The 26,600-nt window shown below is 63.6% G+C and carries 18 protein-coding genes; 6 read left to right on the top strand and 12 right to left on the bottom strand.

What is annotated here, in order from left to right; genetic code table 11:
- Positions 1 to 6 precede the first annotated feature (6 nt).
- Positions 7 to 2,067 carry an ATP-dependent helicase gene (locus N2597_RS01085; RefSeq protein ID WP_086155890.1) on the top strand — a complete coding sequence of 687 codons (2,061 nt, stop codon included), beginning with the start codon at positions 7 to 9 and terminating at the stop codon, positions 2,065 to 2,067.
- 175 nt (positions 2,068 to 2,242) lie between these two features.
- Here the strand turns inward: N2597_RS01085 and N2597_RS01080 are convergent, their stop codons facing one another.
- The 5 genes from N2597_RS01080 to mscL form a co-directional block, all read right to left on the bottom strand.
- Entirely contained in the window at positions 2,243 to 3,181 is a 939-nt protein-coding gene (locus tag N2597_RS01080) for an MBL fold metallo-hydrolase (RefSeq protein ID WP_183598989.1), read from the bottom strand.
- A gap of 237 nt (positions 3,182 to 3,418) precedes the next feature.
- Positions 3,419 to 4,471: an enoyl-CoA hydratase/isomerase family protein gene (locus N2597_RS01075; RefSeq protein ID WP_096768837.1), complete on the bottom strand. Its 1,053-nt coding sequence runs from the start codon at positions 4,469 to 4,471 to the stop codon at positions 3,419 to 3,421.
- 97 nt (positions 4,472 to 4,568) lie between these two features.
- A complete protein-coding gene (gene galE / locus N2597_RS01070) occupies positions 4,569 to 5,603 on the bottom strand; it encodes a UDP-glucose 4-epimerase GalE (RefSeq protein ID WP_096763617.1) in 1,035 nt (344 codons plus the stop codon).
- A 208-nt stretch (positions 5,604 to 5,811) separates the two neighbouring features.
- Complete coding sequence (locus N2597_RS01065; RefSeq protein WP_183598991.1) at positions 5,812 to 6,978, bottom strand: pyridoxal phosphate-dependent aminotransferase; 1,167 nt, start codon at positions 6,976 to 6,978, stop codon at positions 5,812 to 5,814.
- 327 nt (positions 6,979 to 7,305) lie between these two features.
- The gene (mscL, locus tag N2597_RS01060) at positions 7,306 to 7,752 is read right to left on the bottom strand and encodes a large conductance mechanosensitive channel protein MscL (protein WP_009995006.1); all 447 of its coding nucleotides are present in this window, start codon (positions 7,750 to 7,752) and stop codon (positions 7,306 to 7,308) included.
- A 222-nt stretch (positions 7,753 to 7,974) separates the two neighbouring features.
- Here mscL and N2597_RS01055 point away from each other — a divergent pair, with 222 nt between their 5' ends.
- Positions 7,975 to 11,478, top strand: coding sequence for a PAS domain-containing hybrid sensor histidine kinase/response regulator (locus tag N2597_RS01055; RefSeq protein WP_183598993.1), 3,504 nt, complete (start codon positions 7,975 to 7,977; stop codon positions 11,476 to 11,478).
- Between the two features lie 5 nt (positions 11,479 to 11,483).
- Here the strand turns inward: N2597_RS01055 and N2597_RS01050 are convergent, their stop codons facing one another.
- Positions 11,484 to 12,041, bottom strand: coding sequence for a TetR/AcrR family transcriptional regulator (locus tag N2597_RS01050; protein WP_183598995.1), 558 nt, complete (start codon positions 12,039 to 12,041; stop codon positions 11,484 to 11,486).
- A 138-nt stretch (positions 12,042 to 12,179) separates the two neighbouring features.
- On the opposite strand from N2597_RS01050, the gene N2597_RS01045 reads away from it, so the two are divergent.
- Complete coding sequence (locus N2597_RS01045) at positions 12,180 to 13,370, top strand: MFS transporter (RefSeq protein ID WP_183598997.1); 1,191 nt, start codon at positions 12,180 to 12,182, stop codon at positions 13,368 to 13,370.
- A gap of 15 nt (positions 13,371 to 13,385) precedes the next feature.
- Here the strand turns inward: N2597_RS01045 and N2597_RS01040 are convergent, their stop codons facing one another.
- Both N2597_RS01040 and N2597_RS01035 read right to left on the bottom strand, forming a co-directional pair.
- Positions 13,386 to 13,823 carry a YybH family protein gene (locus tag N2597_RS01040; RefSeq protein ID WP_106796835.1) on the bottom strand — a complete coding sequence of 146 codons (438 nt, stop codon included), beginning with the start codon at positions 13,821 to 13,823 and terminating at the stop codon, positions 13,386 to 13,388.
- 73 nt (positions 13,824 to 13,896) lie between these two features.
- Positions 13,897 to 14,301 (bottom strand): GFA family protein, encoded by a 405-nt coding sequence (locus N2597_RS01035; protein WP_183598999.1) that lies wholly within the window; start codon positions 14,299 to 14,301, stop codon positions 13,897 to 13,899.
- A gap of 58 nt (positions 14,302 to 14,359) precedes the next feature.
- Here N2597_RS01035 and N2597_RS01030 point away from each other — a divergent pair, with 58 nt between their 5' ends.
- Positions 14,360 to 14,860, top strand: a complete 501-nt coding sequence (locus N2597_RS01030) for a MarR family winged helix-turn-helix transcriptional regulator (RefSeq protein WP_106796837.1) — start codon at positions 14,360 to 14,362, stop codon at positions 14,858 to 14,860.
- Between the two features lie 163 nt (positions 14,861 to 15,023).
- Here N2597_RS01030 and N2597_RS01025 read toward each other — a convergent pair whose 3' ends face one another.
- The 4 genes from N2597_RS01025 to N2597_RS01010 form a co-directional block, all read right to left on the bottom strand.
- A complete protein-coding gene (locus N2597_RS01025; RefSeq protein ID WP_003545273.1) occupies positions 15,024 to 15,233 on the bottom strand; it encodes a cold-shock protein in 210 nt (69 codons plus the stop codon).
- Positions 15,234 to 15,694: 461 nt separating this feature from the next.
- Positions 15,695 to 17,911: a 3-hydroxyacyl-CoA dehydrogenase NAD-binding domain-containing protein gene (locus N2597_RS01020; RefSeq protein ID WP_183599001.1), complete on the bottom strand. Its 2,217-nt coding sequence runs from the start codon at positions 17,909 to 17,911 to the stop codon at positions 15,695 to 15,697.
- Positions 17,912 to 17,981: 70 nt separating this feature from the next.
- On the bottom strand, positions 17,982 to 19,190 hold the full coding sequence (locus tag N2597_RS01015; protein ID WP_038686769.1) for an acetyl-CoA C-acetyltransferase: 1,209 nt from the start codon (positions 19,188 to 19,190) through the stop codon (positions 17,982 to 17,984).
- A 192-nt stretch (positions 19,191 to 19,382) separates the two neighbouring features.
- Complete coding sequence (locus tag N2597_RS01010; RefSeq protein WP_183599003.1) at positions 19,383 to 21,179, bottom strand: acyl-CoA dehydrogenase C-terminal domain-containing protein; 1,797 nt, start codon at positions 21,177 to 21,179, stop codon at positions 19,383 to 19,385.
- A gap of 250 nt (positions 21,180 to 21,429) precedes the next feature.
- Between N2597_RS01010 and N2597_RS01005 the strand changes: the two genes are divergently transcribed.
- Positions 21,430 to 22,113: a DNA-3-methyladenine glycosylase I gene (locus N2597_RS01005; protein WP_038686765.1), complete on the top strand. Its 684-nt coding sequence runs from the start codon at positions 21,430 to 21,432 to the stop codon at positions 22,111 to 22,113.
- Between the two features lie 337 nt (positions 22,114 to 22,450).
- Complete coding sequence (locus N2597_RS01000) at positions 22,451 to 26,227, top strand: peptidoglycan-binding protein (RefSeq protein ID WP_106796840.1); 3,777 nt, start codon at positions 22,451 to 22,453, stop codon at positions 26,225 to 26,227.
- The last annotated feature ends 373 nt before the right edge of the window (positions 26,228 to 26,600 follow it).

The raw sequence follows: 26,600 nt of genomic DNA, 5'->3' as shown, positions 1-26,600 counted from the left end.
GGCTGGATGTATCTCGAGAAACTCAATCCCCAGCAGCGCATGGCCGTCGAGCACGGCACGCTCACCGACGGCAGCCATATTGCCGGGCCGTTGCTGGTCATCGCCGGCGCCGGTTCCGGCAAGACGAATACCTTGGCGCATAGGGTCGCCCATCTGATCGTCAAGGGCGCCGATCCCCGCCGCATCCTGCTGATGACCTTTTCGCGCCGGGCCGCCGCCGAGATGGCGCGGCGCGTCGAGCGCATCTGCCGCGACGTGCTCGGTTCGAAGGCCGGCGTCATGACCGATGCGCTTCATTGGTCCGGCACCTTCCACGGTATCGGCGCTAGGCTGCTGCGCGAATATGCCCAGCAGATCGGCCTCGACGCCGATTTCACCATTCATGACCGCGAAGACAGCGCCGACCTTATGAACCTCATCCGGCACGATCTCGGCTTCTCCAAGACGGAAAGCCGCTTTCCGGCCAAGGGCACCTGCCTTGCCATTTATTCCAGGGCGGTGAATTCGGAGACGGCGCTCGACCAGGTGCTGCGCGACGCCTTTCCCTGGTGCGCGGCGTGGGAAAAACAGCTGCGCGAGCTTTTCGCCTGCTATGTCGAGGCCAAGCAGGCCCAGAACGTGCTCGATTACGACGACCTCCTGCTCTATTGGGCGCAGATGGTCGGCGAGAACGTGATTGCCGAGGATATCGGCAGCCGTTTCGACCATGTGCTGGTCGACGAATATCAGGACACCAACCGGCTGCAGGCCTCGATCCTGATGGCGCTGAAGCCCGGCGGTCGGGGACTGACCGTCGTCGGCGACGATGCGCAGTCGATCTATTCCTTCCGCGCAGCGACGGTGCGCAACATTCTCGATTTTCCCGCCGCCTTCAGCCCGCCCGCCAATATCGTCACGCTCGACCGCAACTATCGCTCGACGCAGCCGATCCTGACAGCCGCCAACGCCGTCATCGATCTCGCCTCGGAGCGCTTCACCAAGAATCTCTGGACCGAGCGGCAATCGGCCGAGCGGCCGCGCCTCGTCACCGTGCGCGACGAGGCCGAGCAGGCGCGTTATGTCGCCGACAAGGTGCTCGACAATCGCGAAGAGGGCCTCAAGCTCAAGCAGCAGGCGGTGCTGTTCCGCGCCTCGCATCACAGCGGGCCGCTGGAGGTTGAGCTGACCCGGCGCAACATTCCCTTCGTCAAGTTCGGCGGGCTGAAATTTCTCGACAGCGCCCATGTCAAGGACATGCTGGCCGCCCTTCGCTTCGCCCAGAACCCGCGCGACCGGGTGGCCGGCTTCCGCCTGATGCAAATCCTGCCGGGCGTCGGCCCGTCGACGGCGCAGAAGGCGCTCGACCTGATGGCCGAGGATGCAAGCCCGCTGTCGGCGCTCGCCGCCATGCCGGCGCCGCCGCGCTCCGGCGAGGACTGGGCGGCTTTCGTTTCCATGCTGCAGGAGATGAAATCCGGCAGGGCCGGCTGGCCGGCGGAAATCGAGCTGGCGCGGCAATGGTACGCGCCGCATCTGGAGCGTCTGCATGAGGACGCGGCAACGCGGCAGGCCGATCTGTTACAGCTCGAGCAGATTGCTGGCGGTTATGCCTCGCGTGAGCGTTTCCTCACCGAGCTCACCCTCGATCCGCCGGATGCGACCAGCGACCAGGCCGGCGTGCCGCTGCTCGACGAGGATTATCTCATTCTGTCGACCATCCATTCGGCCAAGGGCCAGGAATGGACGAGGGTTTTCATGCTCAACGTGGTCGACGGCTGCATTCCGAGCGATCTTGCCGTCGGCGCCACCGCCGAAATCGAGGAGGAGCGCCGGCTGCTCTATGTGGCGATGACCCGCGCCCGCGACGGTCTCGACCTCGTCGTGCCGCAGCGTTTCTTCACCTATGGGCAGAACGCCCAGGGCGACCGTCACGTCTATGCCTCGCGCAGCCGCTTCATTCCGGCGACCCTGCTGCAATTCTTCGAGGCCTGCAACTGGCCGCAGGTGAAATCGGACGCCGCCGCGCAAGCGCAGGCGCGGCAGGTGCGCATCGATGTCGGCGCCCGGATGCGCGGCATGTGGCGCTAGAACAGGATGATTTTAGGCCCGGTCGGCCGAAAATCCGAATCCTGTTCTGAATTAAAGAGTTAGAGCATGATGTCGCCCGAAAACCGCTCACACTTTTCGGCATCATGCTCTGAACGCGCCGCAGCGGATCCGATCCATGCGACGCGCTTTGCTTCAGCTCTGACCTGGCAGGCGCTCAGTAGTCCCAGAACACCGGCACCCAACGGAAGACGTCACCGTCGACCGCCACCCGGCCGACCGACGGGAACGGCAGGTGGGTGGCCACCAGCTGTTCGCCGTTCGCTGCCAGCTCCCTGAGAAGATCGATGCGAACGCGAGCGGCCTCCTCGGGATCGTGTTCGAAACCATTGTACCAGTCGGGGTGCTCGAACCCGACCGCGAACACGGCATCGCCGGCGAATGTCAGGCGGTCGCCGCCGGATGCCAGGCGAACCACGCTGTGGCCAGGGGTATGGCCGCCGGTGCGTTGGACGACAACACCCGGCGCCACCTCGGACCGCTCATCGAACAGCTTGAGATGGCTGCCGTACTCGCCGAGAAACCGCTTTGCCGTTGCCCGAAGCGCATCCGGAAAGCCCGGCGGCATGGACACGTGGCTGAAATCGGGCGCCTCCCAGAACTTGGCCTCTGCGGCCGCCACGTGGATCCTGAGATCAGCACGCAACTGGTCCTTCACGCCATCGACCAGCAGCCCGCCGATGTGATCCATATGCAAGTGGGTAAGTACCACGTCGGTCACCGATGTCAGATCGATGCCAGCGGCTTCCAATCGCTTGATCAACTGCCCGGCGCGCGGCAAGTTCAAGTCCGGATCCAAGCCTAGCCCGGCGTCGATGAGAATGGTCTGCCCGCTGCTGCGCACAAGAACCACGTTCAACGCCCAGTCGAAAGCGTCTCGCGGCAGGAACATATCGTCCAGCCAGACTGCCCGGTCAGCCGCGTCGGCGTTGTGTCCCAGCATCGCAGTCGGGAGCGGCAACACGCCATCGCTGATAATCAGCACTTCAATTTCACCGATCCGCACCGCATAGCGCGACGGAACCAACTCTTCGGGCTTCGGCCTGCCAGGCTCCTGCTGACCGGTCGTACGGGGTTTTGCTTCTGCCGGCGACATGATGCGCTCCTGTTTTGCGTGATCGAGATGTCGGTTAGGGGTCACGTCGCGGACACTATGTCGGGGCGTGCTGACGGTCGATCAGGTCAAGGGAGAGGAAAGGCTACGCCTTAGGATAGGCCAGCCTATAGCTTCAGCGGGCCGTCGCGAAGGTTTGGTAGTGTACAGGCTGGCGTGAAGAAGCATCGGTTATCGCCCGCCGAACTGTGCCTGCACTTAGTACTCAGAGGTGCGGTGTCAGAGCGAAAGCGGCGGGTCGGCCGGTTTCAGGAAACGCTCCAGGATTGCCGGTTCCACAGCCTCGACTGACGCGGGCGACCATTTTGGATTGCGGTCCTTGTCGATGACGGCGGCGCGGATGCCCTCGAAGAAATCCGGGTTGTGCAACATCTGCAGGCAGGCGCCGAGTTCACGGCCGAGGCATTCGGCCAGCGACGCGCTGCGGCGGCCGGCTCTCAGCAGATGCAGAGCGAGCTTCAGGCTGGTCGGCGAACGCGCCAGCAGTACGCGGCGCGTCTCGTCGGCGAACTCTCCCGCCTCCCGGCCGAGCGCCGCGAGTATCTCCTCGACGCTGTCGAAACAAAACGCACGGTCGATCACCGCTGCGTTCTGCCGCAGCCGGCTTTCACCCTGAGGTTCCGCAAACGCCTGCAAGGCGGTATCGACATCAATCGACGAACTACCGCATGGTAGTGTGGACAGCGCATCGATCACCTCGCCTAGTCGCGAGGAAGCGATTTGAACATCGGCAAGCCCGGCGTGGATCGCGTCGGCCGCGCCGATATCGAGGCCCGTCAGACCGAGCCATGTCCCGGCTTCACCGGGTGCCTGCGGCAGAAGCCAGGTGGCGCCGACATCGGGGACATAGCCGATACCGGTTTCTGGCATCGCCAGCCGGGTGCGCTCGGTAACGATGCGGTGGCGGCCGTGCGACGATAGGCCGACGCCGCCGCCCATGGTGATGCCGTCCATCAGCGCCACATAGGGTTTGGGATAGACGGAAATCAAATGGTTGAGTCGGAATTCTTCGCGCCAGAAGGTTCCGGCGAGGCCGTCGCCGGCCTGGGCGCTCTCGTGCAGGGCGCGGATATCGCCGCCGGCGCAGAAGCCGCGTTCGCCTTCCCCCGTCGCCACGACAATCGCCACGTCGGCATCGCGGGCAAAGCCGTCAAGCGCTTCGGCGATCGTCCGGATCATCGCCAGCGTCAGGCTGTTCAGCGCCCGCGGCCGGTTGAGCCGGATGATGCCGGCAGCGCCTCGCCGCTCAATGATGACTTCGCTGTCCTGCATGGTTCACCTCCGCTTTTGAACCATGCATAGACGACGATGCGGCATCGCTCCAGAGCATTTCCGGCAAGCCCGTAAACAGGCTGCCGTCGAGCACGGTTCAGAAGGATGCGGCGGCAAGCGCCCGGTGGATGCTGTGCAGGTCGTCGACATTTCTGTTCGACAGGAAGAGTTCCCAATCGAGCGAGCTCTGAACGATGGTCTCGAGCGAATCGTGGCGGGGCTTCCAGTCGAGCACCTGGCGGGCGAGCGAAGCGTCGGCGACGACGCTGGCCGAATCGCCGGGGCGACGCGGCGCCATATGGATTTTGAAAGAATGCCCGTGCAGGCGGGTGACCATGTTCAAGACGTCGAGCACCGAATAGCCGCTGCCATAACCGCAATTGGCAACCAGCGAGCCTTTGTCCCTGCGCAGATGCTGCAGCGCTTTCAGATGCGCGTCGGCAAGATCGGTGACATGGATGTAGTCGCGCACGCCGGTTCCGTCATGAGTGGGATAGTCGATGCCATAGACATGGACACTGTCGCGTTTGCCGAGTGCTGCCTCGCAGGCGACCTTGATCAGATGCGTGGCCCCTGCGGTCGACTGGCCGGTGCGGCGATCGGGGTCGGCGCCGGCGACGTTGAAATAGCGGAGCGCGACATAGTTGAAATCATAGGCGGCGGCGGCATCGCGCAGCATGAATTCGGTCATCAGCTTCGACTGGCCATAGGGATTTTCCGGATTGAGGGAGGCATTCTCTTTCACCGGCAGGTCGTTCTGTTGCTGACCGTAGACGGCCGCTGTCGACGAAAAGACGAAATTGCGGATGCCGGCCTTGATCGCGGCGGAGAGAAGCGCCCGGGTCTTGCCGGAGTTGTTGTCGTAGTAGGAAAGCGGATCGGCGACCGAGACCGGGACGACGGCGGAGCCGGCGAAATGGATGATCGCCTCGATGTCGTTTTCGATGAAGATCTTCTTCAGGATGTCGGGATCGGCAATGTCGCCGAGGTAGAAACGCGCCGCCGGCGCCACGGCCCAGCGAAAGCCGGTGGAGAGGCAGTCGAGCACCACCACATCCTCGCCCGCATCGATGAGCGCCCAAACCATGTGACTGCCGATATAACCGGCCCCACCCGTCACCAAAACCGCCATGTCCCACACCCCTGCTTTCGCTTTTTAGAAGCAGGGGCATCAGGCGCCGGTTTTTCTTTCCAATTTTCTTATCGCAGGGCCGTTCGGGACCCTTTCAACGCTTATGTTTGGAGTCGTGGTTAGAGGCCGATTTCGGGCTTTGCTCAAGTTTTAGCGATCCGGCCGTTCCGACGCAAAATCGGCCCGGCGCGCGCTCTCGGCGGCCCTCTCAGAGTTTGACGATATAATCGCAGAGCCGCTCGGCAGCGACCGCTATCTGGCCGGGGTCGCGCAGGAAACAGGCGCGCAGGAACAGCTCGCCGCCGGCGCCGAAAGCGGTTCCGGGGGCGAGACCGACGCCCGTCTTGTCGACGATGTCGATCGCGGCCCTGCGGCTGTCGGTAACCCCGTCGATCTTCAGGAAGGCATAGAGTGCGCCGTCCGGCTTCAGCGTCTCGACGCGGTTGGTGGCAATCAGCGCATCGCAGAGGATGTCGCGGGAACGGGCGGCCTTGGCGATGTTGGCGCGCACGAAATCGTCGCCCTGATCGAGCGCCGCGACGGCGCCCTTCTGCATGAACTGCGCCACACCCGATGTCGAATATTGGATGAGGTTTTCGAGCACCTGTCCCATCTCGGGCGGAGCGACGATCCAGCCGACGCGCCAGCCGGTCATCGACCAGTTCTTCGAGAAGGAATTGACGAAGACGATCTTGTCGCCCTCTTCCATGATGTCGAGGAAGGAGGGCGCCCGGCCACCGGCAAAATAATAGAGGGCGTAGATCTCATCCGCCATGATCCAGAGATCGTGTTTGCGGGCAAGGGCGAGGATTTCGTCGAGATCCTTTTGGGTTGCGGTCCAGCCGGTCGGGTTTGACGGCGTGTTGATGAACAGACCCCGAGTCTTCGGCGTGATCGCGGCTGCGAGGCGGTCGAGATCGAGCCCCCATCTGCCGCCCGTGAACTGCAGTTCGACGCCGACGGCGCGCGCGCCGGCGATTTCGAGCGCGGCGGCGATATTCGGCCAGGCCGGGGTGAGATAGACGAATTCGTCGCCCGGCGAGGTCAGCGCCTGCACGGCGATCTGGATCGCCTGCATGCCGGAGCCGGTGACATAGAAATGCTCGACCGGAAGCCGGATTCCGAAATGTCTGAAATAATAATCCGACAGCGCCCGGCGAAGCTCGGGAATGCCGCGCTGCCAAGTATAGAAGGTTTCGCCTGAAGCAAGCGCCTCCATCGCCGCCCTGCTGATGAAATCAGGCGTCGGCAGGTCGCCTTCCCCCACCCAGAGCGGCAGCAGGCCTTGCCGGCCGCGGGCATAATTGACGACTTCGACGATCCCGCTTTCGGGCGCCGCCATGGCGCGCGGGCTCAGGCTTTTCACGATCGACATGCATATCTCCGGTTTCCGCCTTCATAGAAGATTTGCGCCGGCAAATCCCATGATATCCAGTGATGCTATATCGATTTTCGTGATGAATGGCCGGGCTGGGCCGACGGAAAAAATCCCGCTGGGAGATTGACGCCTGCCCCTCATCCGCCTGCCGGCACCTTCTCCCCCTTCTGACGGGGAGAAGGGGATCTGCCGCAATCTCTCCAGTCCCCACCGACCTCTAGCAAGGCACGTCCCCTCTCCCCGTTTTTACGGGGAGAGGGCTAGGGTGAGGGGCAGCTATCGACACGAACGGACAGCAGTGGGTTTGGGACGGAGCCGCCGACTTCAGCCCCGATCAGCCGTCGGGCGCGTGGCGAGGAGATCGCGGATCTCCGTCAGCAGTTGAACATCCGCCGGCGGTGGGGGCAGCTCTTCCGGTGCGGCCTTTTCCTGGCGCTCGACCTGCATGCGCAGATAATTGACGCCCTTGACCATCAGGAAGATGATCCAGGCCAGAATCAGGAAATTGATGAGAACGGTGAGGAAGCTGCCATAGGCGAATACCGCGCCCTGGGCGCGGGCGGCGGCAAGTGTGGGCGCGTTGACGGCCGAGGACAGTGGCAGGAAGTAATTCGAAAAATCGAAGCCGCCCATAATGGCGCCGACGATCGGCATGATAAGGTCATCGACCAAAGATTTGACGATGCCGCCGAAGGCGCCGCCGATGATGACGCCGACTGCAAGATCCATGACATTGCCGCGGGCGATAAAGGCCTTGAACTCATTGAGCATCCGATCCGTCTCCCTTCGATCCATTTCAGAGGTATGCAGTTGTTTTCATTAGCTACATCTTCATCGCAATTAATCAATTGCAAATCGCAATAATCCGGCCATGTCCCGCGTGCAGCCTTTGACTTAAGGTGTAGATGGGCGGGAATTTTCAAGGCTCCTGAAATGACTTAAGCTGACCTGTATTGCGGCAGGTGCCGGCGGCTTTTCGCCGGCGGAGGGTCAATGCTTCCAGGCTGGGTCATATTCGCGTCTGCCTTCGGCTATCTGCTGCTGCTTTTCGCCGTGGCGAGCTATGGCGACCGCAAGGACCGCGGCCCGGGTGCGCCGGAAGGCGGATGGCCGGTCGTCTATGCGCTGAGCCTGGCGATCTATTGCACCTCCTGGACCTATTTCGGCAGCGTCGGGCTTGCGGCGCAGCGAGGGTTGGAATTTGCCGGCATCTATATCGGCCCCATTCTGGTCTTCACGCTCGGCATGCCGCTGCTTCGCCGCATCATCGAGCTCGCCAAGGCCGAAAAACTCACCTCGGTCGCCGATTTCGTCGCCGCGCGCTACGGCAAGAACCCGACGGTCGCCACGATCGTCGCGCTGATCTCGCTGATCGGCACCATTCCCTATATCGCGCTGCAGCTGAAGGCGATCTCGAGCACCGTCAGCGCCATGGTCAACCCGTCCGATTACGGCATCGGCAGCGGCAATCTCTATTTTCTCGACCTGCCACTGCTGGCGACGCTGGTGCTTGCCTGCTTCGCCATTATGTTCGGCACGCGCCATACCGATGCGACCGAACATCAGGACGGACTGATCCTCGCGGTTTCGATGGAATCGGTGGTCAAGCTGGTCGCCTTCCTGACGGCCGGCATCTGCGTCATCTGGTTTCTTTTCGACGGTCCGGCCGATCTCTGGCAGAAGACCGTGGAAAACAGCCTGGTGATGTCGGCGCTGAATTATCATACGCCGATCAGCCGCTGGATCACCCTGATCCTGCTGTCGGCCTTTGCGATCATCATGCTGCCGCGGCAATTTCACGTGACGGTCGTGGAAAACCGAACGGCAAAGCAGCTGAAACTCGCGGGCTTTCTGTTTCCCTTCTATCTCATCGCGATCAATCTTTTCGTGCTGCCGGTGGCGATCGGCGGATTGCTGACCTTCGGCGGCGGCGGCAATGCCGATTTCTACATGCTGTCGCTGCCGCTCGCCGGCCAGATGCCCGTGGTAACACTGATCACCTTCATCGGCGGCTTCTCCGCCGCGACGGCAATGGTCATCGTCGATTCCGTGGCACTGTCGATCATGGTATCGAACGACATCATCATGCCGATCTTCCTGAGGCGCAAGCTCGCCGGCCGCGCCGGCCAGCGCGACGATTTCGCCAAGACGCTGCTCAACATCCGCCGCAGCGCCATCTTCGCCGTGCTGCTGTTCGGTTATGCCTATTACCGCTCGACCGACAGCACGGCCGGCCTCGCCTCGATCGGGCTTCTCTCCTTTGCGGCGATCGCGCAGATCGCCCCAGCGCTGTTCGGCGGGCTGATCTGGCGGCGGGCAAATGCGCGCGGCGCCATCCTCGGGCTGACGTCCGGCTTCGTCATCTGGATCTACCTGCTGTTCCTGCCGTCGCTCGGCGGTCCCGATTATTCGCATGTGGCAAGCGCCGTGCTCGGCTTCATCTTCCCCGGCGCGACTCTGTTTACTGCGCCCGATGCCGATCCGCTGGTCAATGCGACGGTCATGAGCCTGCTCGTCAACACCGCCTTCGTCATCGTCGGATCGCTCACCCGCAATGCCAGGCCGCTGGAACGCATTCAGGCCGGCATCTTCGTCAAGCGGCATTCGCGCTCGCAATTTGCCACGCGCGGCTGGAAGACCCGCATCAGCGTCGGCGACCTCAAGGTGGCGATCTCGCGCTATCTCGGCGAAGAGCGCATGCAGCGCTCGTTCACCACTTACGAACAAAGCTCCGGCCGCAAGCTGGAGGACGAACAGCCGGCCGATATGGCGCTCATCCATTTCAGCGAACAGCTGCTCGGCAGCGCCATCGGTTCCTCCTCGGCGCGGCTGGTGCTGTCCTTGATCCTGCAGAAGATCGAGGACGCCTCGTCCGACACCGCCTGGCTGCTCGACCAGGCGAGCGAGGCGCTGCAATATAACCAGGACATGCTGCAGACCGCGCTTTCGCAGATGGACCAGGGCATTGCCGTCTTCGACAGTTCCAACCGGCTGACGATCTGGAACCGCCGCTTCCGGCAATTGCTCGATCTGCCGGAGAATGCCGGCCAGGTCGGTTTTCCCCTCTCCGACATCGTCACCATTCTCAGCCAGCGCGGCGACATCGCGCCCGGCGACCTGCAGCAGACGGTGCGGCATTTCCTGACGCTCGACAAACCCTTCGCGCTGGTGCTCGGCGGCGGCGAGCGGATCATCGAGGTGCGCTCCAACGCCATGCCCGACAAGGGCATCGTCGCCACCTTCACCGACATCACCCAGCGCGTCAGCGCCGACCAGGCGCTGAAGCAGGCGAACGAGACGCTGGAGCAGCGCGTCGCCGAACGCACGGCGGAGCTCACCCGCGTCAACCGCGAACTCGCCGAAGCGCGGGCCGCCGCCGACGAAGCGAATATAGGCAAGACCCGTTTTTTCGCCGCCGCCGGCCACGACATCCTGCAGCCGCTCAACGCCGCCAGGCTCTATTCCTCCGCATTGGTCGAACGCATGGCGCAATCCGACACCAGCCCGATCGTGCGCAACATCGATTCGGCGCTGGAATCGGTCGAGACCATTCTCGGCGCGGTGCTCGATATCTCCCGGCTCGATACCGGCGCCATGCGGCCGCGGCTCGCCTCCGTCGCGCTGTCAGACCTGTTGGAGCGCATCGAGACGGATTTTGCGCCGATCGCGCGGGAAAAACAGCTGAAGCTGGTGGTTATGCCGACATCGCTCAGAGTGCGCTCCGATCCCAATCTCCTGCGTCGCCTCGTCCAGAACCTCGTTTCCAACGCCATCAAATACACGATCACCGGCAAGGTGCTGGTCGGGGCGCGGCGACGCGGCAACCAGGTGATCATCCAGGTGATCGATTCCGGCATCGGCATTCCGCCGTCGAAATTCCGCACCGTCTTCAAGGAATTCGCGCGCCTGGACGAAGGTGCAAAGACCGCCTCCGGCCTCGGTCTCGGCCTTTCGATCGTCGACCGCATCGCCCGAGTGCTCAATCATCGGGTCGAGCTGCATTCGATGCATGGCAAAGGCACCGAGTTCCGCATCGCCATGCCGCTCGACGCTTCGCGCCCGGCCGAAGCCGCGGCAGCCGTCGCCCCTGCCGAACGCGGCGGGCAGCCGCTGAAGGGGCTCAAGGTCCTGTGCATCGACAACGAGCCGAAGATCCTTGAAGGCATGCGGCTGCTGCTCAGCGGCTGGGGCTGCGAGGTCAGGGCGCTCGATTGCCTCGCAGACGTCATATCAAGCGATGGCGATGGCGGGCCGCCGGATCTCGTCATTGCCGACTATCATCTCGACGACGGCACCGGCATTGCCGCGATCCTGCACCTGCGCCGGCAGTTCGGCACGGATCTCCCGGCTTTGCTGATCACCGCCGACCGCACGCTTGAGGTGCGCGGCGAGGCCGAGCGGCACGACATCGCCGTTCAGCACAAACCGGTACGTCCGGCGGCGCTGCGCGCGTATATCACTCAAATATCCGGCCTCAAACGCGCAGCCGCAGAGTAAGAGATTCAGTCCGTCGTGGTCATGAGGCGTGCGACGAGAGAGCGCACACGCGCGGCATCCGGCACGTCGCCGAACAGGATGCGGTACATGATCGGCGCCACGACCTCATCCATGACACGGTCGACATCGGGAAAGGCCTCGCCGCGCGCCTTCGCCCGGTCGGCAATGACGACGATCTGCTGGCGCATATATTCGGCGCATTTGCAGGCATTGGCGCCGGCCTGCGCCGCCAGCACATCGCGGATCATCTCACGGCCTGGCCCGGAGGACATTTCCTCGGCATATTGCTCGGCCCAGGCTTCGAGGTCGGCCCTGCCGCTGCCGGCATTGACCGGCTGCATATCCGGCCGCAACCGCTCGACGGCGACATCGGCCAGCAGCTCCTGCAGGTCGCCCCAGCGGCGGTAGATGGTCGACGGGGTCACCCCCGCCCTGGCAGCGATCAGCGGGATCGTCACCTCGGCGCGGTTCATCTCGGCCAGCAGCTCGCGGACGGCTTTGTGAACCGATGCCTGAACCCGGGCACTTCTGCCACCCGGCCGGAGATTTTCTTTCAATGCCATGCCCGCACCCCGACTTACGCCTTCTCAGTTCTATGGTTCAAAATCTTTGAAAGATGCATTAACGCAAAGAATTTGCCTTTATGCCGCAAGCGCCTTAAATGGAGCTAACGCAACGGCTTAGCTTTAAGGGGCTTATATATGCTCGCCTCAGTCAAATCCACAGAGAATGCGCCAGCCCCCTCGATCGGCTTTCACGCACTGACGCTCGCCACCTTCTTCGGCGCTTCAGCGGCGCCGACGCCGCTCTACCGCATCTATCAGGAGAATTTCTCGCTCTCGCCGGTGGTGATTACGGTGATCTTCGCGGTCTACGCTTTCGCCCTGCTGGCGGCGCTCCTGATCGCCGGTTCGATCTCCGACCATCTGGGCAGGAAGCCGGTGATCTTCTCAGCCCTCTTACTCGAAATCCTTGCCATGGGGCTGTTCGTCGTCGCCAACGGCCCCGGCTGGCTGATCGCGGCACGGACCGTTCAGGGTGTGGCGACCGGCATTGCCGGCGCTTCGCTCGGAGCGGCGCTTGTCGATGTCGATCGGGCAAAGGGGCAGATCGTCAATTCGATCGCGCCGCTTTGCGGCATGGCGGTCGGCGCGGTCGGCACCAGCGCCTTGATCCAATATGGCCCGTTCCCGATGCATCTCACCTATGCGCTGCTGATCATCGCCTTCACCCTGCAGGCGGGCGGCATCTGGCTGACCCGGGAGACGGGCGGCAGGCGACCCGGCGCGCTCGGCTCGCTGATGCCGCGGGTCGTCATTCCGCCGCAGGTGAAGCGGCCGCTGTCGCTGGTGACGCCGATCAACATCGCCAACTGGACGCTTGCCGGCTTCTACCTCTCGCTGGTACCGTCGCTGGTCGCCAGCACGACCGGCAGCCGCGCGCCGCTGACGGGCGGGGCTGTCGTGACCGCGCTGATGGTGAGCGGAGCAATCGCCGTCTATCTCAGGCGCGGCAAGACGGCATCGGCCAATCTCGGTTTCGGCGTGTCGGCCAAAACGCTCGGCATCCTGACGGTCGTTGCCGGCGTGCATCTTGCCAATGTGCCGCTGCTTCTCGTCGGCACCGTCTTCACCGGCGCCGGCTTCGGCACCAATTTCCTCGGCTCGATCGGCACCATCATGCCGCTCGCCAAGGCGGAGGAACGGGCAGGCCTGCTTGCCGCCTTCTACGTCCAGAGTTATCTCGCCTTCAGCCTGCCGGCGATCCTTGCCGGCTTCCTGGCGAAATCGGCAGGTTATGGCCTGACGACGGATATCTATGCGACGGCCATCCTGCTTTTGATGGGCATCGGGATCATCGCTGTCCGTAGTGGCCGCAGGATGATGGCCTGACATACAAGGCCCACGTCACGGCTTGAGATCGAGCAATGCACGACCGCTGCCATCCATGGCAAAGGGCACGGAGGCATGCTGGTGAGCGACGATCCAATGCCCGTCTTGCTTGACGATGCCGAGGGTCTGGCGGAACCAGAGATCGACCTCGGCGCCATCGGTCTTGGTCCCGGTCATATGCATGAGGCCGCTCCAGAACGCGACACCCCCGCCGACCGTCAACTTGGCATCGCGTACCTCGCCGCCGATCGGGCCTTCCCACGTGTCGAACCACGCCTGCAGACCCGCCTCGTCCTGGCCGTAGTAGACCAGCGGCGGCGCCAGCGAAAATTCGACGGAATCCTCGGCCTCATAGGAAAGCGCCTCCGCGGCGTTCTTTTCGCCCAGCGCCTTGGCCCGCATCATCAGCATGGCGATGATCGCCTCTTCGTTGATCCTGGCTTCGTCTTTCACGGTCGTTCTCCTTTCCGTTGTGGACAGAGGACGAACGGGAGGAGGACGATCCGACATCGGCTGCTGAATTGCTTCAGAGGTAACTCGTCACCGCCGGTTCGTTCCACCAGGCATCGTGCCTGCCGTCGGCATAACGGACTGATAAGGCCGCCAGTTCCTCAGGGGTGATATCGTCGAGGCAGGCGATGTTGATCGAGACATAGGCGCCGCCGATCGCTTCGACATAACCGTCGCCGAAGGCGGACACGCCGCAGGTGCGGCAAAAGCGGTGATGGCCGCTCATCGTGTTGAACTGGTAGTCTGACATCTCCTCCTCGTCGCACATCAGCCGGAAGTCCTCCGGCTTGACGTTGGCGCCCCAATAGCGCCGCTTGGCGCAGATCGAACAATTGCAGCGGCCGGTGCCCGCTTCGAAGTCCATGTCCACCTCGTAGTGCACTTTGCCGCAATGGCAGCTTCCTCTGTAGGTCTTCTTCATGGTGATCTCCTCCTTCGGCGTTGCAGCGGGCGCAGAACTATGACAATATGTTGTCACGATGGATGAGATACAGAATAGACAACATGTTGTCAAACAAAAGCGACCGGAGCGAACCGTGGAAGGGGACGCCTTTTCCGCTTTCGCGATCACGGCCCTTCGTCTTGCCGGCCATCTGATCGCGGCCGGCGACCGGCTGGCAAAGCCCGCGGGACAGACGAGCGCGCGCTGGCAGGTGTTGGCGGCGGCGCGGCGCGGCGACATGTCGGTGGCGCAAATCGCGCGCGCGCTCGGCCTCGCCCGCCAGGGTGTGCAGCGGCTTGCCGACGTGCTGGCGGGCGAAGGGCTGATCGCCTATGCCGACAATCCGGAGCACCAGCGGGCGAAGCTGGTGCGGCTAACGGACGAAGGGGCCGAGCGGCTGGGGGTGATCGAGGTGGCGCAGGCCGGATGGGCGGATGGGCTCGGCGCCGCGTTTACGTCGGCCGAGCTCGACGCGGCGCGGGCTGTCATGGCGCGGGTGATGGCGATGCTGGAGAGTGACGGGGCGTCCGGAGGTTGAGGTCGCACCCTGAGCGCCCCCTCTGGCCTGCCGGCCAGAAACGCAAAAAGGCCGGGCTAACCCGACCTTCCCTGCCATCTCAACGAACCGTGCCAGTACATCCGTGGTCACGATCCGGAGATGATATTCAAAGCTCCACGCGTCCAAGAGGACGCGTCAAGATTTAGGCCGCCTGGAGGCGGTCTGCCGACATCTTGCCGGACTTGTTGTCGCGGACGAGCTCGTAAGACAGCTTCTGGCCATCCTTGAGATCGCGCATGCCGGCACGCTCGACGGCGGAGATGTGGACGAAAACGTCGGCTGCGCCGTCATCCGGCTGAATGAAGCCGAAGCCCTTGGTTGCGTTGAACCACTTTACTGTACCTGTGCTCATGACGATATCCTTTTCGAATCGCTCATAGAAGATTGCAGCCCGGGCAAAGCCCAAGCGGCGATGAAAACCGATTTTGGAGGAAGGTCGCCAGGAACGACGCAAGCGCCGTTTCAAAGTTCATCTAGCAAGATCGATGCGGAGACATGTAATTGCAAATTGTGTCCGCGGCAAGGCGTCGGCAAGGGAAAGTCGAATTCGGCTTGGCGGGGTGTTCACTAACGTCGTGCCGTGTAAGCCCCCCTCTGCCCTGCCGGGCATCTCCCCCACAGGTGGGGAGATTGGCTGGGCGCACCGGCTTCCCCAAACAACTGGTGTCCGCCGGGCGAAACGGTAGAGAGGCGGGAAGGTTTAGCCACTTGCGATCTCCCCACCTGTGGGGGAGATGCCCGGCAGGGCAGAGGGGGGCGGCCACGGCACAACGGTAAAGATACTCCCGTTAATACCAAGGCCGCGGATCGCGCTTACGCCGCTGCCTTCGCCCCCGCATAGGGATCGAACCGCCCATAAAAGGTCTCGCCCTTGGCGGCCATGTCCTTCAGCAGCGGCGTCGGCTTGAAGTGGCTGCCGTAAGCCTCGGCTAACTTTTCCGCCAACTCGACGAAAGCCTTCACACCCATGCCGTCGATATAGCTCAGCGCCCCGCCGGTATAGGGCGCGAAGCCGAAGCCGAGGATCGAGCCGACGTCGGCTTCGCGCGGATCGGTGACGATACCTTCCTCGACCGTGCGGGCGGCTTCGAGCGCGATGGTGACGAGGAAACGCTGTTTGAGGACGGCGACATCGACCTCATCCGCCTGTTTCTGCGGATAGAAGTCCTTGAGCTCGGGCCAAAGCGACTTCTTCGCCGGTTTCGGCGGATAGTCGTAGAAACCCTTGGAGTTCTTGCGGCCGAAGCGGCCCTCCTTTTCGACCATGCGGGAGATGAGCTCCATATGCCTGGGGTCGATCGCCTTCTCGCCGAGATCGGCGATGGTGGCCTTGAGGATCTTCAGCGACAGGTCGATGGCGACCTCATCGTTGAGCGCCAGGGGACCGACCGGCATGCCGGCCATCTTGGCCGCGTTCTCGATCATCGCAGGCGGCACGCCTTCGATCAGCATGTCGTAGCTTTCCGACATGTAGCGCAGCACGCAGCGATTGACGAAGAAACCGCGGGTGTCGTTGACGACGATCGGCGTCTTCTTGATCGCCGCGACATAGTCGAGCGCGACGGCGAGCGCCTTGTCGCCGGTCTCCTTGCCGAGGATGACCTCGGTCAGCATCATCTTTTCGACAGGCGAGAAGAAGTGGATGCCGATGAAATCGGCCGGGCGCTTCGAGTTCTTCGCAAGACCCGTGATCGGCAGGGTCGAGGTATTGGAGGCGAAGATCGCGCCTTCCGGCAGTACGGCTTCAACCGCCTCGATGACCGATTTCTTCACTTCGCGATCTTCGAACACCGCCTCGATGACGAGATCGGCGGTGGCGAGACCGGCATAGTCGGCGGCAGGCGTGATGCGGGAGAGAAGCGCCGCCGCCTCGTCCTGCGTAAAGCGTCCCTTACCGACGGAATCCTTGACGAGGCCTTCGCAGACGGCCTTGCCCTTGGCGGCAGCCTCCATGTCGCGGTCGATCAGCGTCACCGGGAGACCGGCGGCGGCGGTGACATAGGCAATCGAGGCGCCCATGAAACCGGCGCCGACGACGCCGACATGTTTGAGTTCGGTCTTCGGAATGCCGGCGGGACGGCGGGCGCCCTTGCCGAGCTCCTGCATGGAGATGAACAGCGAGCGGATCATCGAGAAGGCTTCGCGGGTCTGCAGCACCTCGGTGAAATAACGCTGCTCGATCTTGAGACCCGTGTCGAACGGCACCTGCAGGCCTTCATAAACGCATTTCAGGATGGCGAGCGCGGCGGGGTAATTGCCGGAGGTTTCGCGGCGCAGGATTGCCGGTGCGGCCGGCCAGAGCTGGGCGGAGGCCGGCGTCCAGATGCCGCCGCCCGGCAGCTTGAAGCCCTTCTCGTCCCACGGGGCAACCGGCTTCAGCCCGTCCTTGATCATCTGCTTGGCGGCCGGGATCAGTTGATCCGGCTCGACCACCTGATGCACGAGGTTCATCGCCTTGGCGCGGGAGCCGGTCAGCGATTGGCCCGTCGTCATCATCTGCAACGCATCCTGAGCATTGGCAAGCCGCGGCACACGCTGGGTGCCGCCGGCGCCGGGGAAAATGCCGACCTTGACCTCGGGCAACGCGATCTTGACGCTCTTGGCATTGGAGGCGACGCGGCCGTGGCAGGCGAGCGACAGTTCGAAAGCGCCGCCCATGCAGGTGCCGTTAATGGCGGATACCCAGGGCTTGCCCGACGTTTCGAGCTTGCGGAACAGGCCGGACATACGGCCGACGAGACCGAAAAGCGTCTGAACGGCCGTTTCCGGGCTCTTCGCCTTCTCCTTCTGATAGGAGCCGAACATCGACTTGATCATCGACAGGTCGGCGCCGCCGGAGAAGGAGGACTTGCCCGAGGTGAAGACGACGCCCTTGACGCCGGCGTCGGCCGTCGTGGCGTCGATGATGGCGTTGAGCTCTTCCATCACCTCGGCGGTGAAGACGTTCATCGATTTGCCGGGCATGTCCCAGGTGACGAGAGCGATGCCATCGGCGTCGGTTTCGAGCGTGAAATTGTTGTAGCTGCTCATCTTGGGAATTCCTCTCCCTGAACTCTCTTGCGGTGAAGCCCCTCCCCGACAAGGGAGGGTTCAGATCCGATCAAACGCGTTCGATAACCGTCGCCGTGCCCATGCCGGCGCCGATGCAGAGCGTCACCAGCGCGGTATTGAGATCGCGGCGTTCGAGTTCGTCGAGCACCGTGCCGAGGATCATCGCGCCGGTGGCGCCGAGCGGGTGGCCCATGGCAATGGCGCCGCCATTGACGTTGATCTTGGCGTGGTCGATGTCGAAGGCCTGCATGTAGCGCAGCACCACGGCGGCGAAGGCCTCGTTGAGCTCGAAGAGGTCGATATCGGCAAGGCTCATGCCGGTCCGCTTCAACAGTTTCTCGGTGACGTCGACAGGGCCGGTCAGCATCAGGGCCGGATCGGAGCCGATATTGGCGAAGGCCTTGATGCGGGCGCGCGGCTTCAGTCCCATGCTCTCGCCACCCACCTTCGAGCCGAGCAGGACGACGCCCGCGCCATCGACGATGCCGGAGGAATTGCCGGCGTGATGAACATAGTTGATGCGCTCGATCTCAGGATGCGCCTGGATGCCGACGGCCTCGAAGCCGCCCATCTCGCCGGGCATCTGGAAGGACGGATTGAGGGATGCGAGCGCCTGCATATCGGTGCCGGGGCGCATATGCTCGTCCTTATCGAGGATCGTCAGGCCATTCTGATCCTTGACCGGGACGACCGACTTGTCGAACCAACCCTGCTCCCAGGCATGTCCAGCGCGCCTCTGGCTCTCGACGGCGTAGGCGTCGACATCGGTCCTGCTGAAACCGTATTTGGTGGCGATGAGATCGGCCGATACGCCCTGCGGCATGAAATAGGCCGGGAAATTCACCGAGGGGTCCATGAACCAGGCGCCGCCCGACATGCCGAGGCCGACACGCGACATGCTTTCGACGCCGCCCGCGATGACGATGTCATCGGCGCCTTGGGCAATCTTGCCAGCGCCGAAATTGACGGCATCGAGGCCGGAGGCGCAGAAACGGGAGATCTGCATACCGGGCGCCCTGGTGGAATAACCGGCTTCGAAGGCGGCGGCCTTGGGGATGACGGCGCCGGCATCCATCACCGGATCGACGCAGCCCATGATGATGTCGTCGACGGTTGTGGTATCGAGCCCGTTGCGGTCGCGGATCGCTTCCAGGCTCTTGGCCGCGAGGCGGACGGAGGGCACCTCATGCAGGGCGCCGTCCTTCTTGCCGCGGCCGCGCGGCGTGCGGACGTGATCGTAAATGAAAACCTCGGTCATTCCTCATCTCCCTGACGGCGCGGCGGCGCCGGTGAATTTCAACTCCCCCTTCCCCCCTCGGGGAGAAGGTCGGATGAGGGGGCGCTCGCGGCAAACTCGGCCTTGCTTGCGCGCGGCCGTTCGCTCCTTCGTCGCTCACCCCCTCATCTGTCCTTCGGACATCTTCTCCCCGCTGGGGAGAAGGAACCTCAATTAAAACGCTTCGGCGGCGAGTTCCATCATCGCATCGGCGCCGGCTTCGATGCGGGCTTTGCGCAGCGCGGTTTCCGGCATAATGCGTTCCATGAAGAAGCGGGCGGTCACCAGCTTGTTCTTCAGGAAATCCTCACGGGTTCCATCACCTGACGCAAGGCCGTCCTCGGCGGCTTTCGCCATCTTCGCCCACATATAGCCGAGGACGACGAGGCCGAAGAGATGCATATAGTCGGTCGAGCCGGCGCCGGCATTGTCGGGCTTGGCCATGGCGTTCTGCATGAACCACATGGTCGCGCCCTGGACGTCGTTCAAGCCCTTCTTCAGATGCTTGGTGAAGAAGGAGAGCTTTTCGTCGCTGCGGTTCTCTTCGCAGAAATCACCGATCTCCTTGAACAGGGCCATGGCGGCGCGACCGCCGTTCAAGGCGAGCTTGCGGCCGACGAGATCGAGCGCCTGAATGCCGTTGGCGCCTTCATAGATCATGGCGATGCGGGCATCCCGCACATACTGGCTCATGCCGTGTTCTTCGATATAACCGTGACCGCCGAAGACCTGCTGGGCCATGACGGCATGGTCGAAGCCGCGGTCGGTCATCACGCCCTTGAGGATCGGCGTGACGAGGCCGAGAATATCGTCGGCCGTCTGGCGCTCCTTCTCGTCGGTGGCGCGGTGGGCGATATCGGATTTCAGCGCGGTCCAGAGCAGGAAGGCGCGGCCGGCCTCGTTGAAGGCGCGGATGGTCATCAGCGTCCGGCGGATATCGGGATGGACGATGATCGGATCTGCCTTCTTGTCCGGCGCCTTGACGCCGGACAGCGAGCGGCCCTGGATGCGGTCGCGGGCATAGGCGGCGGCGTTCTGATAGGCGACCTCGGAAATGGCGATGCCCTGCAGACCGACCATCAGGCGGGCCTCGTTCATCATCACGAACATGGCGTTGAGGCCGCGGTTTTCGGCGCCGATCAGGAAACCGGTCGCCTCGTCGTAATTCATCACGCAAGTGGCGTTGCCGTGAATGCCCATCTTGTGCTCGATCGCGCCGCAGGAGACGGTATTGCGGGCACCGAGCGCGCCGTCCTGGCCGACCAGAAATTTCGGAACGATGAACAGCGAGATGCCCTTGGTGCCCTCGGGCGCGCCTTCGATGCGGGCGAGCACCAGGTGGACGATATTGTCGGTCAGGTCGTGTTCGCCGGCGGAGATGAAGATCTTCTGGCCTGATATTTTGTAGCTGCCGTCAGGCTGCGGCACCGCCTTGGTGCGCAGCATGCCGAGATCGGTGCCGCAATGCGGCTCTGTCAGGTTCATGGTGCCCGACCAGGAACCGTCGACCATCTTCGGCAAGTAGGTGTCCTTCTGCTCCTGCGTGCCGTGGACGAGGATCGCGGCGATCGCGCCCTGCGTCAGGCCGGGGTACATCATCAGCGACATGTTGGCTGCGGACGTATATTCGCCGACGGCGCAATGCAGCGTATAGGGAAGCCCCTGCCCGCCGAATTCCTCAGGCACGGCAAGGCCGATCCAGCCGCCTTCGCGATAGGCCCTATAAGCCTCCTTGAAGCCTTTTGGTGTCGAGACGCTGGCATCGTCGTGGCGATGGCAGCCTTCCTGATCGCCGGAATAATTCACCGGGAAGAGCGCCTCCTCGGCAACTTTCCCCGCCTCGCCGAGGATCGCCTCGATCATGTCAGGCGTGGCATCGGCAAAACCCGGCAGATTGTTGTAGCGTTCGAGGCCCAGCACATCATTCAGGACGAAGAGCGTATCGTTCACCGGGGCCTTGTAGACTGGCATTTCGCGAATTCCTCCATTCGACTGACCGGGTCGCACCGGCCTCGGGCACTGTCTTACAAAATATTGACGTTTGCGTAAACGTCAAATTCTGCAGCTTTGCGATCTTTCTCGAAAAAATTCGCGGACCACGAATCTGCGGGCGACGAAGTGCCCGGAAGCACGAGACGTCATCTCCCCTTCCTTGCCCATTGTGGAACGGCGTATAAGCGGAGGCGTCTTTCCAACGGCAATTGCGTAAGGGGCGGCCGGCATGATCAGTTTCGAGGCGATAAGGCAGCGTGCGGAAGAGCGGAAAGGCGGAGCGGCCGCGCTGCAGGCCTTGCTGGAAAAGCATCGGCCGGATCACGACCGGCTGCGCGCCATGCCCGACGATCGTATTCTCGCCGACATGACCCGGCGCATCTTCTACAGCGGCTTCGTCCAGAAGGTGATCGATGCGAAGTGGCCGGGCTTCGAGGCGGCGTTTTCCGGTTTCGATCCGGCAATGCTGAATATCGCGCCCGATGATTATTGGCATGAACTGACCTCGGACGAGCGGATCATCCGCAACGGCGCGAAGATCATGTCCGTTCGCGCCAATGCCGCTTTCATCAGGGAGCTGGCGAAGGAATATGGCAGCGCCGGCGTCTTCCTCGCCGACTGGCCGCGGGAAGACCAGGTCGGTCTCCTCGACCTGTTGAGCAAACGCGGCAGCCGGCTCGGCGGCATGACCGGGCAATATTTCCTGCGGGGCATCGGCCGCGACAGCTTCGTTGCGACGATGGATGTGCTTGCCTGCCTCAGATCGGCCGGCGTGCCGCTGTCTACCTCCGGGACGGCGAAGAAGGACCAGCCGCTGATCCAGAAGGCCTTCAACGACTGGGCCGAGGAGACCGGCCTTTCCTTCATTCATCTCTCCCGCATCAGCGCCTATTCGATCGATGCGGCGCACTGAGATCCCGCCGTGTCATGCGTTTCCGGTTTGACGAATTCAGCCGCAATTGCTGCCAAAAGCGGCCGTTGGACTGCAAACGTTAAAAAATTCTCATCGATATTAACGGCTTGTTTACCACGTTTCGTGAAAGGTGCGGGTTGAGCAGTAGCGACCCGCATTCCTTTTCCCCGTCTCGCGTTTCTAAAGGATGCCGCTACATCGTTCAGCCTGAGGAAAGTCTAATCGACGATCTTCTTTCGGATGATGCGCTCCGGTCCGCGTGAAGACGCTGGCCACAGACGGAAAAGCCACGGATCGAGCTCTGACGAGAGGTCGAGCAGTCGAAGCGAGCAAGAAGATGAACGGATCGCGATCAAATCCTTCCCGGCAGTCCGACAGGACCTCGCTCGATGCGCTGAACCGCACGATCGAAGGGCTGGAGGCGCGCATCGAAGGGCTAATGGGAAGCGGGCGCGAACCCCGACCGCGCACGGCAACGGCCGAGCGCGACGTTTACGCCAGCTCCAATTCGCCGCGCCCGGCCAGAGCGCCGATCGAGCCGAGGCCAGATCCGCTCGCTGAAATCCGCCAGCGCCAGCGCGCGCTGGAAGCCGGTCGTGAGCGGCCTTACGGGCGCGAACCGGCTCCGCAGCTGCGCGAACCCGCGCCACGCGCCACAGCGTCTCAGCCGGCACCCGCCTTCCGCGCCGGCGACGATACGATGACGGAGATCGCCCAGGCGCTCGTCAACCTGCGCCAAGACCTGAAGCGCGACATTTCCGAAGGCGTTACCCGCGAGATGAATGCGCTGCGCACGGAACTGCGCGAGATCAAAACAAGTGCCGGCGACGGCCGCTTCGCCGACGACATCCGCGCCGACATGAACCGCCTCGCCCAGAGCATCACCCAGCTGACCGGACGCTCGGCCGGCGCGGAAGCGGCCGGCCTGCGTGAAGATTTCGAGGATCTGCGATCGCTGATGGACGGGCTGGCGCGCGAGGAATCGCTGCGTCACATGGAAAGCCGCTGGGACGGCTTCGAGAACCGGCTTGCCGCCCTCGATACCGAGGGGCTGCAGGAAGAGCTGGTTTCGCTCGCCTACCGGCTCGACGACATCAAGCGCCATATCGGCGGCATGGGCGAAAGCCCGGCGGTTCGCGCGCTGGAAGATAAGCTCATCGCCATCGCCACGGCGATGGAGCAGTTCGGCAATATGATCCAGCCGCATGACCGGGTCATGGCCGAACAGTTCGCCGCCATGGACATGCGGCTCGACGAGATCAGCCGGGCGATCGCGGCCAGCGGACGTGCGGCCGCCAACAGCGATCCGACGCTGATGCAGCGGCTGGAAAGCCGGCTTTCGGCACTCGCCGACCAGATCGACGTGATGAGCCATGATGCCGCCAACCGGGCGACGCCGGCCGATGAGCTGGCGATGCGGCTGGAGGCGCTGACGGAACGTGTCGAGGATCTGACCAACGCCGAAGCGACGTCGCGGCTCGACGAGCGGCTGGAACATCTTTCCTATCTGCTGGAGCGCACGCAGCAGACGGCCGCGCAGCCCGACCTCACGGGACCGCTGTCCGACATCTCCCGCAAGATCGACGCGCTCGAGAACGGCGCCGTCAACGACGTGCTGGCGCAGCGGCTCGATTATCTCGCCCGGCGAATCGACGAGATGGCCCATCCGCAGCCGGCGCCGGCCGCGGCGATCGACGACGGCGCCTTCCGGCGTCTGGAAGGGCGCCTGAGCGATATTGCCGCCCGGCTGGAGGAGAGCACCGCAGCACCGCCGACAGATCCTCGGGCGCTGAAGAACCTCGAGGACCAGATCGCCAATCTTTCGGCGCTGATGAGCGAGCCGCGCGAAAGCGCTGCGATCCCCGCCGATCTCGACCGGCGCATGGGCGCGATCGAAGATTATATGGCGACGAGCGACGAATATATTATCGAAGCGGCGCGTCAGGCGGCGGAAGCCGTCGTCGAGGCCTATTCGCGCAATGGCGCGCTGCAGGGCGGCGTGCCGGCCGCCGATATGTCGGCGCTGGCGGCGCTGGCCGAGGATCTGCGCCACCTCGAGGATATCAGCCGTGACAGCGAGGAGCGCACGCACAAGACTTTCAAGGCGCTGCATGAGACGCTGGTGCATATCGCCGACCGCCTCGACGGGATGGAAGAGCGCGGACGGCCGGTCGCCCCGATGCCGGTCGCCGACGTCGATTTCGATGTCGACCCTTACGCGCTGATGGTGGCCGAGGCCGCCCAGACGCCGAGAGCTGCCCCGACAGCGATGGCCTCTCCGGTCATCCGCCCGGCTGAGGTCGCAGCCGAAGCTGCCGTCCCGGCCCAGGCCGCGGCCATGAGCGCGACGAGCGCGATCGCCATCGAAGCCGCGACCAGAGTGCCGGAGGCCGCAACGCCGGCACCGGCAAAGGCCGGCCTGCTCGCCAGCTTGGGCAAGCGGCTCCGCCCAGGCAAGAAATCCGAGACCAAGGCCGGCGAACGCGCGGTGATCGACCCCGCGCCGTCGATCGATCCTGCCGACGTGGTGCCGACGGATGCGGCGAATGAACTGCTCGAGCCGGGTTCGGGCGCGCCTGACGTCAAGAAGATCCTTGAACGGGTGCGCGCCAGCCAGAGTGCCGCGCGCGGCAAACCTGCCGGCGAAACCGATCGCGCCGATTACATCGCCGCGGCCCGCCGTGCGGCGCAGGCAGCCGCGATGGAAGTGGACGCCAACCCAAAGCAGGCAGCTCCCAAGGCCGAAAAAAAGAGCGCCACTGCCAAGGCCGACAAGCTGGGCAAGACCGACCAGACGGGCAAAACCGGCAAGATCAGCGCCTTTTCGCGCTACCGCCGGCCGATCCTGCTGGCGATCGGCGCCGTGCTGCTCGCCATCATGGCCTTTCCGCTGGCCCGGACGCTGACGAGCGGCGAACCCGCGCCGCAGGCGCCGGCGGAGGTCTCGGCGCTGACCGGAGCGACGGAAAACCCGCAGCCGGCCCTGCCTGAAGCGACACCCGCCCAGACGGACGCCGGCGTTGCCGCTACGACCGCTCCCGCAGCCGAAACGGCTCCCCCGGCCGGCGAACAGGCGCAGCCGGAATCAACCTCACCCACCGCCGGCGATCATCTGACCGACGCTGCACCGCTCGACGGCGAAGGAGCTGCAACTTTTGCGCCCGCCGCTTCGTCCAGCCCGACGCAGGAGACATCGGGCTTCCTTCCGAATACGCCGGCCGCAGCACCGCAGGCCGCCATCACCATTCCCGACACCGTGCAGCCGAAATCGCTTGCCGATGCGGCGCAGGGCGGCGATGCGCTGGCGCTGTTCGAGATCGGCGCGCGCTATTCGGACGGCCGCAACGGCGTGACGGTCGATCAGAAGCAGGCGGCGACCTGGTACCAGCTTTCGGCCGACAAGGGTTTTGCGCCGGCGCAGTACCGGCTCGGCAGCATGTACGAAAAGGGCAACGGCGTCGAACGCGACATTGCCAAGGCAAGGTCCTTCTACGAACAGGCGGCCAACCAGGGCAATGCCAGCGCCATGCACAACCTCGCCGTCCTCTACGCCTCCGGCGCGCTCGGCCAGCAGGATTATGCGACGGCCGCCTCCTGGTTCATCAAGGCCGCCAACCTCGGCATCACCGACAGCCAGTTCAACCTGGCGATCCTCTGCGCGAGGGGCAACGGCGTTCCTGCCGACCTCGAAGAATCCTACAAGTGGTTCGCGATCGCCGCCAAGGCCGGCGACAAGGATGCGGCCCAGAAGCGCGACGAGGTCGCCAACGCGATGAAGCCGGACCAGCTCGAGCGTGCCCGCACCAAGGCCGATCTCTGGAAGCCGGAGCCGCTCGACCACCGCGCCAACGGCATCGACATTCCCGACGAATGGGCGGGCACCGGCGCCAAGACAGCCTCGGTCGACATGAAGAAGGCGATCCGCAACATCCAGGCCATCCTCAACAATAACGGCTTCGACGCCGGCGTGCCCGACGGCGAAATGGGCGCGAAGACCGTGACCGCGATCAAGAACTTCCAGAAGTCGATCGGCCAGCAGCCGGACGGCAAGGTGACCGACGCGACGGTCAAGGCGCTGCTCGAGCGCAACAAGCAGGTGGCCAAGGCGATTTGAGGCGCGGCGCGCCGGAGATCGGCGAGACCGGCCCCTCATCCACCTGCCGGCACCTTCTCCCCGCATGCGGGGAGAAGGGGATTTGCCGCGACCTCTCCCTCCCTCACTGGCATCTCGCAAGGCACGTCCCCTCGCCCCGTTTTTACGGGGAGAGGGTTAGGGTGAGGGGCAACCATTGCGGCGCGAACCGAAAGGAGTCTGCCAACTCCGTCAGCAAATCCCAGCCTGGCGGCACTATGCCGCAAGGCTTTCGCCGCTTTTTGCTCCCGCCCGTCATGCAATCTGAAAAAAGCCGGAATATGCGGGAATATCCGTTCGCGCATCCGGCGAATCTCTGCCACCGATCTCCATCTCAGAGCTGATCGAAAGCCTC

Origin of the sequence: Rhizobium sophoriradicis (genome assembly GCF_025200795.1) — a bacterium.
Classification (GTDB): domain Bacteria; phylum Pseudomonadota; class Alphaproteobacteria; order Rhizobiales; family Rhizobiaceae; genus Rhizobium; species Rhizobium sophoriradicis.
The sequence above is the reverse complement of the archived record's forward strand: the minus strand, read 5'-3'. Positions and strand labels throughout refer to the sequence as shown.

Bases quoted from the DNA above. Each gene is read 5' to 3' on its own strand.
- N2597_RS01085 (WP_086155890.1), top strand. From the start codon at position 7: ATGTATCTCGAGAAACTCAATCCCCAGCAGCGCATGGCCGTCGAGCAC.
- N2597_RS01080 (WP_183598989.1), bottom strand. From the start codon at position 3,181: ATGTCGCCGGCAGAAGCAAAACCCCGTACGACCGGTCAGCAGGAGCCT.
- N2597_RS01075 (WP_096768837.1), bottom strand. From the start codon at position 4,471: ATGCAGGACAGCGAAGTCATCATTGAGCGGCGAGGCGCTGCCGGCATC.
- galE (WP_096763617.1), bottom strand. From the start codon at position 5,603: ATGGCGGTTTTGGTGACGGGTGGGGCCGGTTATATCGGCAGTCACATG.
- N2597_RS01065 (WP_183598991.1), bottom strand. From the start codon at position 6,978: ATGTCGATCGTGAAAAGCCTGAGCCCGCGCGCCATGGCGGCGCCCGAA.
- mscL (WP_009995006.1), bottom strand. From the start codon at position 7,752: ATGCTCAATGAGTTCAAGGCCTTTATCGCCCGCGGCAATGTCATGGAT.
- N2597_RS01055 (WP_183598993.1), top strand. From the start codon at position 7,975: ATGCTTCCAGGCTGGGTCATATTCGCGTCTGCCTTCGGCTATCTGCTG.
- N2597_RS01050 (WP_183598995.1), bottom strand. From the start codon at position 12,041: ATGGCATTGAAAGAAAATCTCCGGCCGGGTGGCAGAAGTGCCCGGGTT.
- N2597_RS01045 (WP_183598997.1), top strand. From the start codon at position 12,180: ATGCTCGCCTCAGTCAAATCCACAGAGAATGCGCCAGCCCCCTCGATC.
- N2597_RS01035 (WP_183598999.1), bottom strand. From the start codon at position 14,301: ATGAAGAAGACCTACAGAGGAAGCTGCCATTGCGGCAAAGTGCACTAC.
- N2597_RS01030 (WP_106796837.1), top strand. From the start codon at position 14,360: ATGGATGAGATACAGAATAGACAACATGTTGTCAAACAAAAGCGACCG.
- N2597_RS01025 (WP_003545273.1), bottom strand. From the start codon at position 15,233: ATGAGCACAGGTACAGTAAAGTGGTTCAACGCAACCAAGGGCTTCGGC.
- N2597_RS01020 (WP_183599001.1), bottom strand. From the start codon at position 17,911: ATGAGCAGCTACAACAATTTCACGCTCGAAACCGACGCCGATGGCATC.
- N2597_RS01015 (WP_038686769.1), bottom strand. From the start codon at position 19,190: ATGACCGAGGTTTTCATTTACGATCACGTCCGCACGCCGCGCGGCCGC.
- N2597_RS01010 (WP_183599003.1), bottom strand. From the start codon at position 21,179: ATGCCAGTCTACAAGGCCCCGGTGAACGATACGCTCTTCGTCCTGAAT.
- N2597_RS01005 (WP_038686765.1), top strand. From the start codon at position 21,430: ATGATCAGTTTCGAGGCGATAAGGCAGCGTGCGGAAGAGCGGAAAGGC.
- N2597_RS01000 (WP_106796840.1), top strand. From the start codon at position 22,451: ATGAACGGATCGCGATCAAATCCTTCCCGGCAGTCCGACAGGACCTCG.